12 protein-coding genes are annotated in these 16,747 nt (G+C 69.3%); 4 read left to right on the top strand and 8 right to left on the bottom strand.

All coding sequences use genetic code 11. The features are described 5' to 3' along the window. Positions 1-226: 226 nt before the first annotated feature. Positions 227-1,165, bottom strand: coding sequence for an alpha/beta fold hydrolase (locus ACTWJ5_RS26165; RefSeq protein WP_444436841.1), 939 nt, complete (start codon positions 1,163-1,165; stop codon positions 227-229). A gap of 69 nt (positions 1,166-1,234) precedes the next feature. Next, positions 1,235-1,897, bottom strand: a complete 663-nt coding sequence (locus ACTWJ5_RS26170; RefSeq protein WP_061562682.1) for a TetR/AcrR family transcriptional regulator — start codon at positions 1,895-1,897, stop codon at positions 1,235-1,237. A gap of 90 nt (positions 1,898-1,987) precedes the next feature. On the opposite strand from ACTWJ5_RS26170, the gene ACTWJ5_RS26175 reads away from it, so the two are divergent. Continuing rightward, positions 1,988-2,845, top strand: coding sequence for a hypothetical protein (locus tag ACTWJ5_RS26175; protein WP_444436842.1), 858 nt, complete (start codon positions 1,988-1,990; stop codon positions 2,843-2,845). A gap of 319 nt (positions 2,846-3,164) precedes the next feature. On the opposite strand, the gene ACTWJ5_RS26180 is transcribed toward ACTWJ5_RS26175, so the two are convergent. After that, a complete protein-coding gene (locus ACTWJ5_RS26180) occupies positions 3,165-5,894 on the bottom strand; it encodes a LuxR C-terminal-related transcriptional regulator (protein ID WP_074985017.1) in 2,730 nt (909 codons plus the stop codon). A gap of 814 nt (positions 5,895-6,708) precedes the next feature. Beyond that, positions 6,709-8,604, bottom strand: coding sequence for a propionyl-CoA synthetase (locus ACTWJ5_RS26185; protein ID WP_444439661.1), 1,896 nt, complete (start codon positions 8,602-8,604; stop codon positions 6,709-6,711). A 272-nt stretch (positions 8,605-8,876) separates the two neighbouring features. On the opposite strand from ACTWJ5_RS26185, the gene ACTWJ5_RS26190 reads away from it, so the two are divergent. Together ACTWJ5_RS26190 and ACTWJ5_RS26195 are read left to right on the top strand one after the other, a co-directional pair. Further along, entirely contained in the window at positions 8,877-9,770 is an 894-nt protein-coding gene (locus ACTWJ5_RS26190; protein ID WP_074985014.1) for an AraC family transcriptional regulator, read from the top strand. A gap of 92 nt (positions 9,771-9,862) precedes the next feature. Further along, on the top strand, positions 9,863-10,042 hold the full coding sequence (locus ACTWJ5_RS26195) for a hypothetical protein (protein WP_009616018.1): 180 nt from the start codon (positions 9,863-9,865) through the stop codon (positions 10,040-10,042). 6 nt (positions 10,043-10,048) lie between these two features. Here the strand turns inward: ACTWJ5_RS26195 and ACTWJ5_RS26200 are convergent, their stop codons facing one another. The 3 genes from ACTWJ5_RS26200 to ACTWJ5_RS26210 all read right to left on the bottom strand — a co-directional run bounded on the left by ACTWJ5_RS26200 (position 10,049) and on the right by ACTWJ5_RS26210 (position 15,764). After that, on the bottom strand, positions 10,049-11,224 hold the full coding sequence (locus ACTWJ5_RS26200; RefSeq protein ID WP_444436843.1) for a multidrug effflux MFS transporter: 1,176 nt from the start codon (positions 11,222-11,224) through the stop codon (positions 10,049-10,051). A 177-nt stretch (positions 11,225-11,401) separates the two neighbouring features. Next, entirely contained in the window at positions 11,402-14,566 is a 3,165-nt protein-coding gene (locus ACTWJ5_RS26205; protein ID WP_301500188.1) for an efflux RND transporter permease subunit, read from the bottom strand. Positions 14,567-14,579: 13 nt separating this feature from the next. After that, positions 14,580-15,764 carry an efflux RND transporter periplasmic adaptor subunit gene (locus ACTWJ5_RS26210; RefSeq protein ID WP_116425554.1) on the bottom strand — a complete coding sequence of 395 codons (1,185 nt, stop codon included), beginning with the start codon at positions 15,762-15,764 and terminating at the stop codon, positions 14,580-14,582. A gap of 148 nt (positions 15,765-15,912) precedes the next feature. On the opposite strand from ACTWJ5_RS26210, the gene ACTWJ5_RS26215 reads away from it, so the two are divergent. Further along, on the top strand, positions 15,913-16,566 hold the full coding sequence (locus tag ACTWJ5_RS26215) for a TetR family transcriptional regulator (protein ID WP_116425555.1): 654 nt from the start codon (positions 15,913-15,915) through the stop codon (positions 16,564-16,566). Here the strand turns inward: ACTWJ5_RS26215 and ACTWJ5_RS26220 are convergent. Beyond that, on the bottom strand, positions 16,545-16,742 hold the full coding sequence (locus ACTWJ5_RS26220) for a heavy-metal-associated domain-containing protein (RefSeq protein WP_009616013.1): 198 nt from the start codon (positions 16,740-16,742) through the stop codon (positions 16,545-16,547). The genes ACTWJ5_RS26215 and ACTWJ5_RS26220 overlap by 22 nt on opposite strands. Between the last annotated feature and the right edge of the window lie 5 nt (positions 16,743-16,747).

Raw genomic sequence — 16,747 nt, forward strand, 5'->3', positions numbered from 1 at the left:
CGGACGGAGTCCGCTCCTACGCCTCCGGGAAAGCACGGCTTTTCGTAGGATGGCGTTGAGCGAAGCGATACCCATCACCATGGCCCGATGGGTTTCGCAAGCTCAACCCATCCTACGAAAAGCATCCCGGCGCAGCCTGCGCCCATGTCCGCAATCCGCCGAAAGGCGTTCCCCCTGCACAACGAAAGAGCCCCGGCGAACCGGGGCTTTTTCATCGCAGGCCCGATCAGGCATGCAGGAAGCGCAACGCATCCGCCGCCGTCTGCTGCGGGATTTCCTCCATGGGAATGTGGCCCACCCCGGGATAAGTTTTCACCTGGATGCCCGGCAGGTCGCGCTGCCACAGCGGCACGTGCTTCGGCGAGATCCAGCGGTCGCGCTCGCCCCACATCAGCAGCGTCGGCACCTTGATCTGCGCCACCCGCGCCGGGGTGCCCGGCAGTTCCTCGCGGTTGGCCTTCACCAGCACGCGGAAGATGTCGATCATGGCGCGGCGGTTGCCCGGGCGGCGGCTGATGTCGTAGTAGCGGTCGACCACCCCGGGCTGGATGCGCTGCGGGTTGCCGTAGACCTCCCTGATCCCCTGGGCCACCAGGGCCCGCGGCATCCAGGCCGGCATCAGCAGGCCGGCGCCGGGCAGCGCGGCGCTGGCGATCATCAGCGGCACCTTCTGCATGTGGTAGCCGGCCGGGTCGACCAGGATCAGCCGCTCCACCCTGTGCGGCTGGGCCAGGGCGTAGTTCCAGGCGATGTAGCCGCCCAGGGAGTTGCCGGCGATGGACACCCTGTCCAGCCCCAGGCGTTCGAGGAACAGGCCGAACACCTTCACCAGGCGCTCGCCGCTGTAGTCGCGGTCGCGGCCGCCGCCGGTGAGGCCGAAGCCGGGCACGTCGAGGCGGACGATGCGGAAGTGCCGGGCCATCTCCGCCACCCAGCCGTCCCAGGTGTGCAGCGACGCCATCACCCCGTGCACCAGCACCAGCACTGGCTTGTCGCGGCCGCCCTCGTCGCGGTAGTGGATCGGGAAGCCGTCCACCTCGATGAAGCGCGAACCGGCCTCGCTCGGGGCGTAGCGATCGATCAGGGCTTCCAGCGGCAGGGCGCCGAAGCCCAGGCGGGCGAAGCCGGCCGCCAGCGGCGGTTGCAGGCTGTAGGTTGCGGACATGGGGCACTCCGGTGCGCGTTGTTGTCGATGCCCGATCAGAGCACAGCGCCCCAACGCGTTGCGCCCAACCTAGGTAGTGCGCTTGCAGAGGCTGTCGACCAGCAGGTCGCCGAGCACCCGCTTGACCTCTTCCAGGTCGGGCCGCACGGCGCCGCCGAGCAGTTCGTGGGAGGCCGCCTCCAGGGCCCAGAGCAGCGCCTGGTAGGTCAGGGGCGCATGCTTGACGCCCTCGCCGACGAAACGTTCCTCCAGCAGCGCCTGCAACTCGTGCAGCGCCTGGCGGCGGTGCGCGGCCAGGGGTGAGTCGGAGCGTAACGCTTCCTCGTGCATCAGGCGGATGATCGGCCCCACCGCCTGGTGGTAGTCGAAGAAGCGCGCGACCATGGCGCGTAGCCAGGCCTCGCTGCTGCCGGTGGCGGTGCGCATCTCGCGGAAGCGCATCAGCAGCAGCTGCACGGCGGTGCGGTAGATGCCCTCGAGCACGTCGAGCTTGCCGTCGAAGTACTTGTAGAAGGTGCGCCGCGAGACCTTGGCCGCCGCCAGCAGGTCGTTCACCGTGGTCTCGGCAAGGCCCTTGGCGACGAACACCGGGATGCTCGCCAACTGGATGTTGGCGCGCTGCAGGTGGTTGACCAGCGGCCCCTCGCCGCTGCCTTCCTGGCGCGCCAGGGCGCCGTAGCCGCCTAGGTCCTCGAACACCGCCAGCACCGCGCCGGATTCCTGGATCGTCATGCCCCCTCCACCCAACCAAGGCGCGGGGTGACGCCGGCCCCGCCCGTCGCTAACCTAGGCCGACCGCTCCCGCGCAAGGAAAGCCCGTTCGTGCCGACCCTAACACGCCGCCTGCTGTGGCCGCTGGCCATCCTTTTGCTGGTCATCTGCCGCCCCGCCGCGGCGGCCGGCAACGAGCTGTTCTACCTCGGCCAGCGCATCCCGGACATCCAGCGCACCTGGACCAGCGAGGACTACCAGCAACTGATCGACGCGCTGAAGAAGATCGAGGAAACCCAGGCCAACAGCCTGCCGCGGCGCAGCGGCGAATTCACCGGGCCGATCTACCAGCGCATGGTCAGCGAGGAGAACTTCCGCCCGCAGATGAACATCTACGCGCCGCTGGAGCTGCGCCAGAACGAGGCGCGCGAGGTGCTGTTCAAGCTCAAGGAGCTGATGCGCCTGTACTTCGACTTCCGCGCCGCCAAGCAGCCCTACGGCGCAGAAGCCCTGGGCCTGATGAGCTATTCGCTGCGCGAGCAGGCCATCCTGTTCAACCTGACGGTGGAATTCTGGATGACCCTGGCGCAGAGCGAGCAGCGCAACCCGGTACGCCTGAAGGGCATGCAGGAAGCCAAGGCCGCGGCGGCGATGCTGACCAGCAGCGCCCTGGACTACCTGGACCTGACCGCGCAGTTCGAGCGCCAGGACTTGGTGCTGTACAGCGCCGAACTGGCCAAGCAGTTGCCGGAGCTGTTCATCCACCTGCCCGGCGAAACCCGCGGCCAGCTGCTGGCGCGGGTGCAGGCGTTCGCCGACAAGCATCCCTACCCGGAAGTGCGGGAGAACATGCGCGACCTGCTGCCGGTGCTGCAGGGCATCCAGGCCGACGTGCAGCGCCAGCTGGCCAAGCCGGCGAAGGGCGCGCCGGCGCCGAAGGCGTTGGATTTGAGTCCGCCGAAGGAGTAGCGCGGCAGCCCCTTGTAGGAGCGAGCTTGCTCGCGAACGGGATTTACCGGCAGCAGTTGTGTTTCGGATCGACTCCGTTCCCTCTCCCCAGCCCTCTCCCTGAAGGGAGAGGGGGCTAGACCGTGCCGAGAGAAGGAATGGTTTTAGCCGGAAACCACCGCGCCTGCCGGCTGACTCGGGAAAACCAGACCACGCCGAACGGTCCCCTCTCCCTTCAGGGAGAGGGTTAGGGAGAGGGCGCTCTTCAAGGCCAGCACCGAAGCCAACGGCAGAACACGTTCGCGAGCAAGCTCGCTCCTACGAAGAGCTCAGCGCCCAACTAACGCAACAACCCCAACACCTTCGCCCGGGCCACCGCCTGGGTGCGCCTTTCCACCCCGAGCTTGTCGTTGATGTGCCGCGCATGGCTCTTCACGGTATGCAGCGAGATGAACAGGCGCTCGCTGATTTCCTGGTTGGACAGGCCCTGGGCGATCAGCTCCAGCACCGCCAGCTCGCGGCCGCTGAGGCCGTCGGCGAGGGTGGCCGGGCGTTCCGCCTGGGCCGGCAGGCGTTGCAGCAGCAGGCGTTGCAATGGACAGGGCGCGCGCTGCTCCAGTTGCTCGCGCAGCCAGTCCGGCTCCTGGGCCAGCAGTTCCTGCAAGGGCAGCAGCGCCCCGCCGACGGCGCCTTGCAGGCAGGCGTCCAGCGCTTCGCGGGCCTCGCGTTCGCGGCCTTGCTGCAACAGCAGGCCGGCCAGTTGCGCCTGGGCCAGGCGCGCCGGCATCTGCGCCCCGGCCGGCTGCGCCGCGGCGATCAGCGTGCGCAGGCGGCGCTCGGCCTCGGCCGGGCGCTCCTCGCGGCGGGCCAGTTGCGCTTGCAGCAGTTCGATGTAGTACGGCAGTTGCGGGTGGCACTCCGGCGGCGTCGCCGGGTTGGCCCCGGAGTAGGTTTCGCCCAGGCGCTCCAGCCAGGCCGCGGCCAGCTCCAATTGGCCCTGGGCCAGCCACAGCTCGCATTTGACCAGGGTGATGACCGACAGGTAGTACACCGGCGGCACATCCCACACGTGCATCAGCCGCTCGGCCTCGGCCAGTTGGGCGAAGGCCTGGGTGTAGTTGCCCTGGCGCCCTTCCAGGCCGGCCAGCGCGCAATAGCCGATCACCAGGCTGACGTCGCGGCAGGCGCGGGCCTCCTCGATGCCGGCGCGCAGTTTCTGCCGCGCCTCGTCGCCCTGCAGGCCCAGGCCGCGCAGGTAGCCCTGGTAGATCAGCAGCCGGCCGCGCACGGCGTAGCGCCGGTGCGCCGGTTGCCCGGCCAGGCGCGCCAGGCCCTGTTCCAGTTCCTCGCCGGCGCGCAGCACCTCGCCGCGGGCCTGCAGGCCGCGGGCGCGGTCGTAGTGCACCAGCGCTTCCAGCAAGGGGTTGCCGAAGCGCTGCGCCAGTTCCAGGGCCTCGCGGTTGAGGCCGCGGGCGCCCCAGGAATCGCCGCGCACGATGGCCAGGTTGGCCAGGCTCGACAGGCACATCAGGCGCGGCCCGGAGCGTTCCGCCGGGAGCTGCGCCAGGGCCTCGGCGCAATGCCGTTCGGCGCCTTCGATGTCGCCACGGCCGCGGGCGATGATGCCGGCCAGGGCCTGCCACTGGGCCAGCAGGTCGGCCTGGGTGGCGGCGTCGGCGGCCGGCAGGAAGCGCGCCAGCTGGGCGCCCAGTTCCTCGGCGGCGTCCAGCTGGCAGGCCAGGGCCAGGGCCCAGCTGTACAGCACGATCAACCGCGGCGTGCTGGCCAGCAGGCTGTCGGGCAGGTCCATCTTCCAGCGCAGCAGGGTGGCGACGTTCTGCTCGGCCAGCAGCTGTTCTTCCGACAGGCTCTGCACCAGGCTCGCCGCCACTTCCGGGTGGCCGGCGCGCAGGGCCTGGTCCACCGCCTCGTCGAGCAGCCCGCGGGAGCTGAACCAGCGGCAGGCGCGCAGGTGCAGCGAGCCCGCCGAGGGGCCGTCGGCCGGCAGTTCGCGGGCCAGCAGCAGGTCGGAGAACAGGTGGTGGTAGCGGAACCACTGGCCCTGCTCGTCCAGCGGCACCAGGAACACCTGGTGCCGCTGCAGGTGGCGCAGGATGGCGGCGCTGTCGTGGCTGTCGCGCAGGGCGTCGCACAGTTCGCCGCAGAAGCGTTCGAAGCGCGCCGTCTGCAGCAGGAAGGCCTGGACCTCCGGCGGCTGCTTGTCGATCACCTCTTCCAGCAAATAGTCGCGGATCAGTTCCTCGGTGCCGTTCAGCGGCGCGTCGCAGCCCTGCCCGCCGAGGCCCTCGGGGTGGGCCAGCAGCCACAGGCGCAGGCCGGCGATCCAGCCTTCGCTGCGTTCGATCAGGCGCTCGACCAGCGCCTCGCTGGCCGGGGTGCCGCTGGCCGAGACCAGGGCGGCGGTTTCCTCGGCGGTCAGGCGCAGGTCCTGCTCGCTGAGCTCCAGCAGCTGGCGCGACAGGCGCAGGCGCGCCAGGTGCCAGTCCGGGCGCTGGCGGCTGGTGACCAGCAGCACCAGGCCGGGCGGCTGGTGGTTGAGGAGGAATTGCAGGCAGCGGTCGAGCACCGCGCCCTGGGCCAGGTGGTAGTCGTCCAGCACCAGCAGCAGCGGCGCCTCGGCGGACAGGCGCTCGGCCAGTTCGTCGAGCAGGTCGTCGAGCCAGGCCTCGAAGGCGAACGGCTGGTGGCGCTGGCGCATCTTCAGCACCGCCATGGCGTCGTCGCCGAGGCCCGGGAGGTACAGGCGCAGCCCTTCGAGCAGGCGTTCGAGGAAGCGCCCCGGGTCGCTGTCCCGCACGCTCAGGCCCAGCCACAGGCTGCGCCAGTGCGGCGCCAGGGATTCGCAGAACTCGATGGCCAGGGAACTCTTGCCGAACCCGGCCGGCGCAGAAAGCAGCAGCAGGCGCCCACCCAGGCCCGCGCCCATGCGCTGGCACAGCCGCGCGCGGCTGACGTAGCCGGCGGGCAGCGGCGGCCGATAGAAGCGGCTGCCGCCTGGCGGCGGGCTGCTGGCCTCCGGCGGGGGTGGCAGAGTCGAGAAGTCGGTCATGCCCTGGCTCTTGCTCTAGCTCTTATGAGGGATCCTTCGTAGCCGAGCCTAGTAGCTCGACCGGGCTATTTGAAGCCGAATTTGTTACATAACCCGGCGTTTTGCCACTAAATAATTCAGCATTCTCAGATAAATACGACATATTCCGACGGAACATCCTCTTCTGTATCGGCAGCGGATTCCGTATTCACAGCCGGAATAGCTGCACATCATCGGAAATGCAACGGGGTTCGCAGTTTCCTGAACGTTGGGATGCATATAGGCTGGCCACGCCGGGGTGCTCTTCGTAGGAGCGGACCTTGTCCGCGATGGCCGGGCATATCGGCGCGGTTCGCGGATGAGATCCGCTCCTACACTGCCCCACCTGCGCCGCTCCCCTGTAGGAGCGCGCCCTGCGCGCGAAATCGCGCGCAGGGCCCGCTCCTACAATTCCAGGATGGCACGGGCGTAGGAGCGGACCTTGTCCGCGATGGCCGGGTATATCGGCGCGATTCGCGGATGAGATCCGCTCCTACGCTGCCCCACCTACGCCGTTCCCCTGTAGGAGCGCGCCATGCGCGCGAATCGCGGGCAGGGCCCGCTCCTACAATTCCAGGATGGCACGGGCGTAGGAGCGGACCTTGTCCGCGATGGCCGGGCATATCGGCGCGGTTCGCGGATGAGATCCGCTCCTACGCTGCCCCACCTACGCCGTTCCCCTGTAGGAACGCGCCCTGCGCGCGAATCGCGGGCAGGGCGCGCTCCTGCAAATGGACAAAAAAAGGGCCGCAACGCGGCCCTGGAGAAAAGCCGGCCCGCAGGCCGGCGCGTGGGTTCAACTGGCCCGGGCTAGGCCCACGGCCTGCAGGCGGGCGGCGATTTCGTCGAGGATGGCCGGGTCGTCGATGGTGGACGGCGGCGCGTAGTCCTCGCCGTCGGCGATCTTGCGCAGCACGGCGCGGAGGATCTTGCCCGAGCGCGTCTTGGGCAGGCGCTTGACCACCACCGCGCGCTGGAAGCAGGCCAGCGCGCCGATGCGCTCGCGGACCAGCGCCACCAGTTCGCGCTGCAGTTGCTCCTCGGTGATCCGCGCGTCGTCCTTGAGCACCACCAGGCCCAGCGGCACGTGGCCCTTGAGCGGGTCCTGCACGGCGATCACCGCGCATTCGGCCACCGCTTCGTGCAGCGCCAGCAGCTCTTCCATCTCGCCGGTGGACAGGCGGTGGCCGGAGACGTTTATCACGTCGTCGGTGCGGCCCATGATGTGGACGAAGCCGTCCTCGTCGATGAAGCCGCCGTCGCCGGTGTGGTAGTAGCCGGGGAAGGCCCGCAGGTAGGCGCTGAGGTAGCGCGGGTGGTCGTTCCAGAGGGTCTGCGCGCAGCCGGGCGGCAGCGGCAGGCCGATGACGATCGAGCCGGTCTGCCCCGGCGCCAGCAGGCGCCCCTCCTCGTCCACCACCTGCACGTCGTAGCCGGGCACCGCCAGGTTGCTGGAGCCGGCGCGCTGCTCCTGGCAGCCCAGCCCGGTGCAGGGCGCGGTCACCGGCCAGCCGGTCTCGGTCTGCCACCAGTGGTCGAACACCGGCTTGCCGGTCAGCTCCTCCAGCCACTGGTGGGTGCTGCTGTCGAGCTTCTCGCCGGCGAGGAACAGCTGGCGCAGCGAACCCAGGTCGTAGCGCTTGAGCAGTTCGCCGTTGGGGTCTTCCTTGCGGATCGCGCGGATCGCCGTGGGCGCGCAGAACAGCGCGTTGACCTGGTGTTCCTCGATCACCCGCCAGTAGCTGCCGGCGTCCGGCGTGCGCACCGGCTTGCCCTCGTAGAACAGCGTGGTGCAGCCGTTCATCAGCGGGCCGTAAACGATCAGCGAGTGGCCGACCACCCAGCCGACGTCGGAGATGCCCCACCAGACGTCGCCCGGCTGCATGCCGAAGATGGTCGGCAGCGTGTAGTGCAGGGCCACCGCGTGGCCGCCGTTGTCGCGCACTATGCCCTTGGGCTTACCGGTGGTGCCGGAGGTGTACATGATGTACAGCGGATCGCCGCTGGCCATCTCCACCGGGTCGGCCGGCTCGGCGTGGGCCACCGTCTCGCGCCAGTCGAGGTCGCGCCCGGCGTGCAGCTCGGCCATCGCCTGCGGGCGCTGCCAGACCAGCACCTGGGCCGGCTGGTGCAGGGCCAGCTCCAGGGCCTTGTCCACCAGCGGCTTGTATTCGATGACGCGCTCGAACTCCAGTCCGCAGGAGGCGGTGAGGATCAGTTTTGGCTTGGCGTCGTCGATGCGCAGCGCCAGCTCGTAGGGGGCGAAGCCGCCGAACACCACCGAGTGCACCGCGCCGATGCGCGCGCAGGCCAGCATGGCCATGGCCGCCTGGGGCACCATCGGCATGTAGATGATCACCCCGTCGCCCTTGCCCACGCCCAGGGCGCGCAGGGCGCCGGCCAGGCGCGCCACTTCGTCGCGCAGCTCGCGGAAGCTGTAGCGCTGCTGCACGCCGGTGACCGGGGAGTCGTAGATCAGCGCCGCCTGCTCGCCGCGGCCCAGGGCGATCTGCCGGTCGAGGGCCAGGTAGCAGCTGTTCAGGCGGCCATCGGCGAACCAGCGGTGGCTGCCGTCGGGGAGAGTTTCGAGGATGTTGCGCGGGCGCTGGTACCAGGCCACGGCCTCGGCCTGTTCGGCCCAGAAGGCGGCAGGGTCCGCAATGGAGCGGGCATGGGATTGCCGGTAATTCATCATCTGACCCTCTGAATTGTTTTTATCGAGGTCGAATAACGAGTATGGACAGGCCGCGGGGGGCCGCCATCAACCTTTGGTCGTAAGCCGGCGGAGCCTTCCTGGGAGACCGCGCCCCTCGGCCGAACCGGCTGCCCTGGGGACCAACCGGCTTTTATTGCGGGAGGCCATCACGCCCCCTCCTTCCCGGGCAAAGCTATCACCGGCATGCAGGCGCCAAGATCGACTAAATTGTGTTCTTGATGGATTAAATTGCTGAGCCTGCTACCCAGATGTCGAGAACCTCGGATTGGCCCCTGCCCGCCGACAGCCTGCGCCTGCTGCTGCCGCCCACGCTGCTCGGCAAGCTGGCCGCGCACCCGCTCAGCCGCGACCTCTACCCCACCTCCCTGGGCCATTACCGGCGCGCCCGCGACCACCAGATGAGCCGCGAGCGCCACGACGACCACCTGCTGATCTACTGCAGCGAAGGCCTCGGTCACCTGCTGGTCGAAGGCCCCGGCGGGCCCCTGGCGCTGACCATCGGCTGCGGCGACCTGGTCTGGCTGCCGCCGGGCATGGCCCACGCCTACCGCGCCGACGATTCGCAGCCCTGGACCATTTCCTGGGTGCACCTGCGCGGCGACGGCGCCGCCTGGCTGCGCCAGGCCGCCGGCTACGGGGCCTCGCCGGTGCGCCACTGGGGCGTGCAGCATGCCCTGCTCAGCGGCTTCGCCCAGTTGCTGGAGGCGCGCCACAGCGGCTACCGCTTCCAGCCCTTCCTGCTCGCCGCCAGCCGCCTGCGCGCCCTGCTCTGCCAGTTGCCGCTGCTGCGCCCGCTGCGCGAGGGCGGGCTGGACCTGGACGGCCTGCACGCCTACATGCGCGAGAACCTGCACCAGCGCCTGGACCTGGCCCAACTGGCGGCCTTCTGCAACCTGTCGAAGTTCCACTTCGTCAACCGCTACCGGGCGCTGACCGGGCGCACGCCGGTGCAGCACTTCCTGCACCTGAAGATCGAATACGCCTGCCAGTTGCTGGACAGCAGCGGGCACAGCGTCGCCCAGGTCAGCGAGGCCCTGGGGTATGACGACAGCTATTATTTTTCAAGACTTTTCAGCAAGGTCATGGGGCTCTCGCCCAGCGCCTACCGGGCCCGCCTGGGCGAGGGCCGCGGCGGCGCCTGAGGCCCCCGGCGCCGATTGTCGAGTCGCCCCGGACAGCCCGGCTGGCGGAACTACACTCAGCTTCCCCCCAACACAGACACGGGTGTCGCGCCATGCACATACTCGTTCGTCCGTCGGCCGGCGCCCAGGGCAAGCGCTGGCAGGTCTGCCTCGATCAGTTCGCCGTGGACTTCCGCAACGAGCAGGAGGCGCGGCACTTCGTCAGCACCCTGGAGGCCCGCCTGCGCGCGCCCCACGCGCTGCCGCGCACGGAGCAGCCACTGACCGGCTGAAGCGCCTCAGACGCTGCGCTCGCTGATCTGCCCGGTGTACCAGCCCAGCAGCGCCGCGCAGCCGCCGCAGGTCGTGATCACCAGCGCCATGGGCAGCGCGCTGCCGTCGTGCAGCGCGCCGACCAGCGCCGAGGCAGCCGCCGCCACCGTGAACTGCAGGCTGCCCATCAGCGCCGAGGCGCTGCCGGCGTGGCTGCCCTGCCCGGCCATGGCGCAGGCCGAGGAGTTGGGCAGCAGGAAGCCCAGGCTGGCGATGGCGCCGAACAGCGGCAGCAGCAGCGGCCACAGGTGCGCCGGGCGGAACAGGGTGACCGCCAGCAGCGCCAGGCCGCAGAAGAAGTACACCCACACCGCGCGGCGCAGCCAGAACCCCGGCCCGCGGTAGCGCAGCAGGCGCGCGTTGACCTGGGCCATGAGGATGAAGCCGGCGGCGTTGCTGCCGAAGATCCAGCCGTAGTGTTCCGCCGGCACCTGGTAGAGCTGGATGAACACGAAGGGCGAGCCGGCGATGTAGGCGAACATCCCGGCGATGGCCACGCCGCCGGTCAGCGCGTAGCAGAGGAAGGCGCGCTCGCCCAGCAGCCGGCGGTATTCCCTCAGGGCGCCGGACAGCGGCGGCCGCGGGCCGGCGGGGATGGTCTCGGGCAGCCACAGGGCGATGGCGCTGCCGGCCACGGCGCTGAACACCACCAGGCAGAGGAAGATCGACTGCCAGCCGAACAGCCCCAGCAGCGCGCCGCCGCCCAGGGGCGCGAGGATTGGCGCCAGGCCCATCACCAGCATCAGCTGCGAGAAGGCCTTGGCCGCCGCCACCGCATCGCACAGGTCGCGCACCACCGCCCGCGAGATGACCATGCCGGCGCAGCCGCCCAGGGCCTGGACGAAGCGCGCGCCGATCAGCCAGTGCAGGTCCGGCGCGAAGGCGCAGGCCAGCGAGGCCGCGGTGAAGATTATCACCCCCAGCAGCAGCGGCAGGCGCCGGCCGTAGCGGTCGGCCAGCGGGCCATAGAGCAGTTGGCCGATGGCCAAGCCGGCGAAGTAGGCCGACAGGCTCAGCTGGATGTGCTCGACGTCGGTGCCGAAGGCCGCGGCCAGCGCCGGGAAGCTAGGCAGGTAGAAGTCGATGGCCATGGGGCCGAAGGCGCTCAGCGCGCCGAGGATCAGCAGGATGCGAAAGGTCATGGAACACCGTGGGCGCCGTCGCCGGCGGACGGGGCCTGGAAAGGTTCGGGCAAGAATTGCAAGCAGGCTAACGAAACGCCGGCAAGCATATCAATTCGCCGGCCCCGGGACAGGGCCGGAAGAGGAAATTTGCGAGCCGGCTTCAGGCCCCGGCCAGGCGGCCGGCGCCCGTGCCCGTCAGTGCGCCGGCCCCTCCCCCTGGGCCGCTTCGGCCGCGGGCCGGGTCTTGGTCTTGCGCTTGCCCAGGCGTTCGGCGGCCGATTCCACCAGCATGTAGAACATCGGGATGAGGAAGGTCGCCAGCACGGTGGCCGCGAGCATGCCGCCGATCACCCCGGTGCCGATCGAATGGCGGCTGGCCGAGCCGGCGCCGCTGCTGATGGCCAGCGGCACCACGCCGAGGATGAACGCCAGGGAGGTCATGACGATCGGCCGGAAGCGCAGCTTGGCCGCCTCCAGCGCCGCCTGCAGCGGGCTCAGCCCCTGCTCCTCGCGGACCATCACGGCGAACTCGATGATCAGGATGGCGTTCTTCGCCGCCAGGCCGATCAGCGTCACCAGGCCGACCTGGAAGTACACGTCGTTGCTCAGCCCGCGCAGCCAGATGGCGAGGATGGCGCCGAACACCGCGAAGGGCACCGCGGTGACCACCGCCAGCGGCAGGGTCCAGCGCTCGTACTGGGCGGCGAGGATGAGGAACACCAGGATCAGGCCGAAGACGAACGCCGTGCTGCCCGAGCCCTGGGTCTCCAACTCCTGGTAGGCCGAGCCGATCCAGGTGAGGAAGTAGCTGTCGCCGAGGGTCTGGTCGGCCACCTCCTGCATCGCCGCCAGGGCCTGGCCGGAGCTGTAGCCCGGCGCCGGGCCGCCGAGCAGCTTGGCCGCGGGGAACACGTTGAAGCGCGCGTAGGAATCCGGGCCGAGGGTGCGCTGCACGCTGACCAGGGCCGACAGCGGCACCAGGTCACCGCTGGAGGAGCGCACGTACACCTGGGTCAGGTCCTCGGGCTTGCGGCGGAAGTCCGACTCGGACTGCAGGTTGACCTTCCAGGTCCGCCCGTAGAGGGTGAAGTCGTTGACGTAGTAGGCGCCGAAGGTCGCCTGCATGGCGGTGAACACATCGTTGATGGCCACCCCCAGCGAACGCGCCTTGGTGCGGTCGAGGTTGATGAAGTACTGCGGCACGTTGGCGTTGAAGGTGCTGGTCACCCCAGCCAGTTCCGGGCGCTTGGCCGCCGCCGCCATGAACTTCTGCACCATCTGTTCGAGCTGCGCGGAGGTGCCGCCGCTACGGTCCTGGATGTACGCCTCGAAGCCGCCGGTGGTGCTCATGCCGGTGATCGGCGGGGGGTTGAAGCTCATCACCACGCCATCCTGCTGCCTGGCGCCCATGGCCATGAAGGTGCGCGTGAGGTTGCGCGCGTCCAGCTCGGGGGTCTCGCGCTCCTTCCAGTCCTTGAGGGTGACGAAGGACACCCCGGCGCTGGTGGTGTTGGCGTTGGTGAGGATGTTCAGGCCGGCGAAGGTCAGCACGTCCTGCACCGCCGGATGCTTCTCCAACTGCTGCGAGACGGCGTCGGTGACCGCCTCGGTGCGCGACAGCGAGGCCGCCGGCGGCAGCATGTAGGCGTTGATCACGTAGCCCTGGTCCTCGTCGGGCACCAGCGAGCCGGGCACCCGGCCGAACAGCAGCAGCATCAGCGCGATCATCCCGCCGAACACCAGTAGGCCGATGAGCACGCGCTTGAGGAAGAACTGCACGCCGGCGCCGTAGGCCGAGGTGGCCGAGTCGAACATGCGGTTGAACCAGCGGAACGGCGCCGCCGGCTCCTTGTGCTCGGGCTTGAGGATCAGCGCGCAGAGCGCCGGCGAGAGGGTCAGCGCGACTATCCCGGAGATCACCACCGAGACCGCGATGGTGATCGCGAACTGCTGGTACATCTGCCCGGCCAGGCCGCCGAGGAAGCCCACGGGGACGAACACCGCGCAGAGCACCAGGACGATGGCGACGATCGGCCCGGTCACCTCCTCCATGGCCTTGATCGCCGCCTCCCGCGGCGGCAGCTTCTCGGTGCGCATCACCCGCTCGACGTTCTCCAGCACCACGATGGCGTCGTCCACCACGATGCCGATGGCCAGCACCATGCCGAACAGCGTCAGCAGGTTGATGGAGAAGCCCAGCAGGTACATGCCGGCGAAGGTGCCGACCAGCGACACCGGGATGGCCAGCACCGGGATCAGCGTGGCGCGCAGGTTCTGCAGGAAGATGTAGACCACCAGCATCACCAGCACCAGGGCCTCGAAGAAGGTGTGCACCACCTCCTCGATGGATACCTTGACGAAGGTGGTGGTGTCGTAGGGGATCTTGTAGACGACGCCTTCGGGGAAGCGCTTGGCCAGCCGCTCCATGGTGGTTTCCACGGCCTCGGCGGTGTCCAGGGCGTTGGCCCCCGGCTGCAGGTAGACGCCGAAGGAAGCGTTGAGCCGCCCGTTCAGCGTGGTCTTCATCGAGTAGTCCTGGGCGCCCAGCTCGATGCGCGCGACGTCCTTCAGGCGCAGGCTGGCGCCGGTGCTGTCGGTGCGCAGGATGACGCCCTCGAACTCCTTCGGGTCGGTGAAGCGGCCCTGGGTGCTCACCGTGTAGGTGAAGTCCTGCGGGGTGTTCAGCGGCTCCTTGCCGAAGTTGCCGGCGGCGAACTGCGAGTTCTGCTCGCGGATGGCGTCGACCACGTCGCTGGGGGTGAGGTTGTACTGCGCCAGCTTGTCCGGGCGCAGCCAGATGCGCATGGCGTAGTCCTTGGAGCCGAACTGGGTGACGTCGCCCACGCCGGGGAGGCGCTTGAGCTCGTCGATGACGTTGATCAGCGCGTAGTTGCTGATGAACACCGGGTCGCGCGAGCCGTCCGGGGAGAACAGCGTCACCACCTGGAGGATGTCGGCAGACTTCTTCTGCACCTTCACGCCCTGCCGGCGCACTTCCTCCGGCAGCTTGGCCAGGGCGGCCTGGACCTTGTTGTTGACGTTGATGGTGGCCTGGTCCGGGTCGGTGCCGACCTTGAAGTACACGGTCAGGCTCATGGCGCCGCTGCTGTCGGAGTTGGACAGCTGGTAGATCATGCCCTCGACGCCGTTGATCTCCTGTTCCAGCGGCGCCGCCACGGTCTCGGCGATGACCTGCGAGCTGGCGCCGGGGTAGGAGGCGGTCACCGAGACCTGCGGCGGCAGGATCTCCGGGTACTGCGCCACCGGCAGCGCGCGCAGGGCCGCCAGGCCCGCGAGCAGGATGACGATGGAGATCACCATGGCGAACACGGGGCGGTCGATGAAGAAGCGCGAGATCACGATGGCCGCTCCTTCAGGACTGGGCTGGCTGGGCGGGGGCCTGCTGCGCCGGCGCGGCCGGCGCCTCGACGGCCTTCACCGGCTGGTCCGGGCGGACCTTGGGCAGGCCGTCGACGATCACCCTGTCGCCGTCGTCGACGCCGGAATCGACTATCCAGCGCTGGTTGACCACCTGCGAGGTGGTCACCTGGCGCACGCGGGCGAAGCCGTCCTTATCCACCACGTAGACGAAGGTGCCGCGCGGCCCCTGGGCCAGGGCGCGCTCGGGCACGGTCACCGCGGCCTTGCGGACGATGCCGGTGACCACCACGCGGACGAACTGGCCGGGGATCAGGTGGGTTTCCGGGTTGGGCACCACGGCGCGGGCGTTGATGGTGCCGGTGCCGGTGTTGACGAAGCTGTCGGTGAAGTCCACCACGCCGTCGATGGGGTAGCGGCTGCCGTCGCCGAAGAAGATCTGCGCGTTCAGCTTGCCGTGCTCGGGCAGCACCAGGCGGCCCTGCTGCACGCCCTCGCGCAGGCGCGCGGCCTCGGTATCGGAATAGGCGAAGTTGACGTAGATGGGGTCGAGCTGGGTCAGCTCGGTGAGCAGGCTGGTGTTGGGGTCGCTGGCGGTCACCAGGCTGCCCTCGGAGCGCGTCTCCTTGCTGGCCATGCCGGAGATCGGCGCCTTCACCGTGGTGTAGTCCAGGTCGATCTGCTTGGCGTCGACGTTGGCCTTGGCCGCCTCGACGTCGGCCTTGGCCTGCTCGTAGTCGGAGGTGTAGCGATCCAGCTCGCTGGCGCTGGCGAAGCCCTTGCGCTGCAGCTCGCGGATGCGCCTGAGGTCGCGGTCGGTCTGGCGGTAGCGCGCCTGGGCCTGGGCCAGCGCGCCCTTGGCCTGGCCGAGGGCGGCCTGGTAGGGGCGCGGGTCGATCTGGAACAGCACCTGGCCCTGCTTCACCGGCCGGCCTTCCTCGTAGGTGCGCTTCTGCAGGATGCCGCTGACCTGGGCGCGCACCTCCACCTCGCGGTAGCCGGCCGCCCGCGCCGAATATTCGAGGTTCAGCGGCAGGCTGGCGCTCCTGGCCACTTCCACCGTGACCTCCGGGGCCGGTGGCGCCGCGCTCCCCTCGTCCGCCAGGGCCGGCAGGACAGACTGCGCGGCGACCAGGGCACACAGGGTCAGGGCGGCGGGCAAGCGCGGGGTGAACGGCATAGAACCTCTCCATGGAAAATGTCGGCTAGGACGATTCGGCACGCTGTCGGGGGAAAACTGCCATCCGCCAGTAACTCACGGTTCCCGCTCGAAATTTCAGTAAACTGCGGGAACACCAGTGAGCCTAGCCCGTATAGCAAACCGCGCCATGAGAAGAACTAAAGAAGATTCGGAACGGACCCGCCAGACGATCCTCGACTCGGCGGAGGCGCTGTTCCTGGAAAACGGCGTTTCCAGCACCAGCCTCGAGGAGATCGCCCGCAACGCCGGGGTGACGCGCGGGGCGGTGTACTGGCACTTCGAGAACAAGGCCCACCTGTTCAACGAACTGCTCGCCCAGGTGCGCCTGCCGCCGGAACAACTGGCCTTGCGCCTGTCCGGCTGCGACGGGGTGGACCCGCTGCAATCGCTGTTCGACCTGTGCGTGGAAGTGGTGCACAGCCTGGCGCAGAACGCGCAGAAGCGCCGCGTGCTGACCATCCTGATGCAGCGCTGCGAGTTCACCGAGGAACTGCGCGAGGCGATCCTCCGCCACAACGCCTTCATCCGCCAGTTCATCGACCTTTGCGAGCAGCTCTTCGCCCGCGACAAATGCCGGGTGCGGCTACTGCCCGGGGTGACGCCGAAGACCGCCTCGCGGGCGGTCCACGGCCTGATCCACGGGCTGATCAACGACTGGCTGCGCGACCCGCAGCTGTTCGATCCGCTGGAGGACGCCGAAGCGCTGTTCGAGCCGCTGTTCCGCGGCCTGATCCGCGACTGGAGCCGGGCCGGCGCGGCTCAGGCCAGCGCGGCCTCGTAGCCCTCCTCGCGGATCGCCGCCAGCACCTCTTCGGCCGCCAGGCGGCTGGCCACCCGCACCTCGCCGCCGGCCAGGTCCACCTGGACCTCGGCCGCGCCGTCGCGGGCCTGGATCGCCTGGGTGATGGCCCGCACGCAGTGGCCGCAGGACATGCCTTTCACGCTGAACGCTTGCATGGTCG

The sequence above is a fragment of the Pseudomonas sp. A6 genome (assembly GCF_052367875.1).
GTDB lineage: Bacteria > Pseudomonadota > Gammaproteobacteria > Pseudomonadales > Pseudomonadaceae > Pseudomonas > Pseudomonas citronellolis.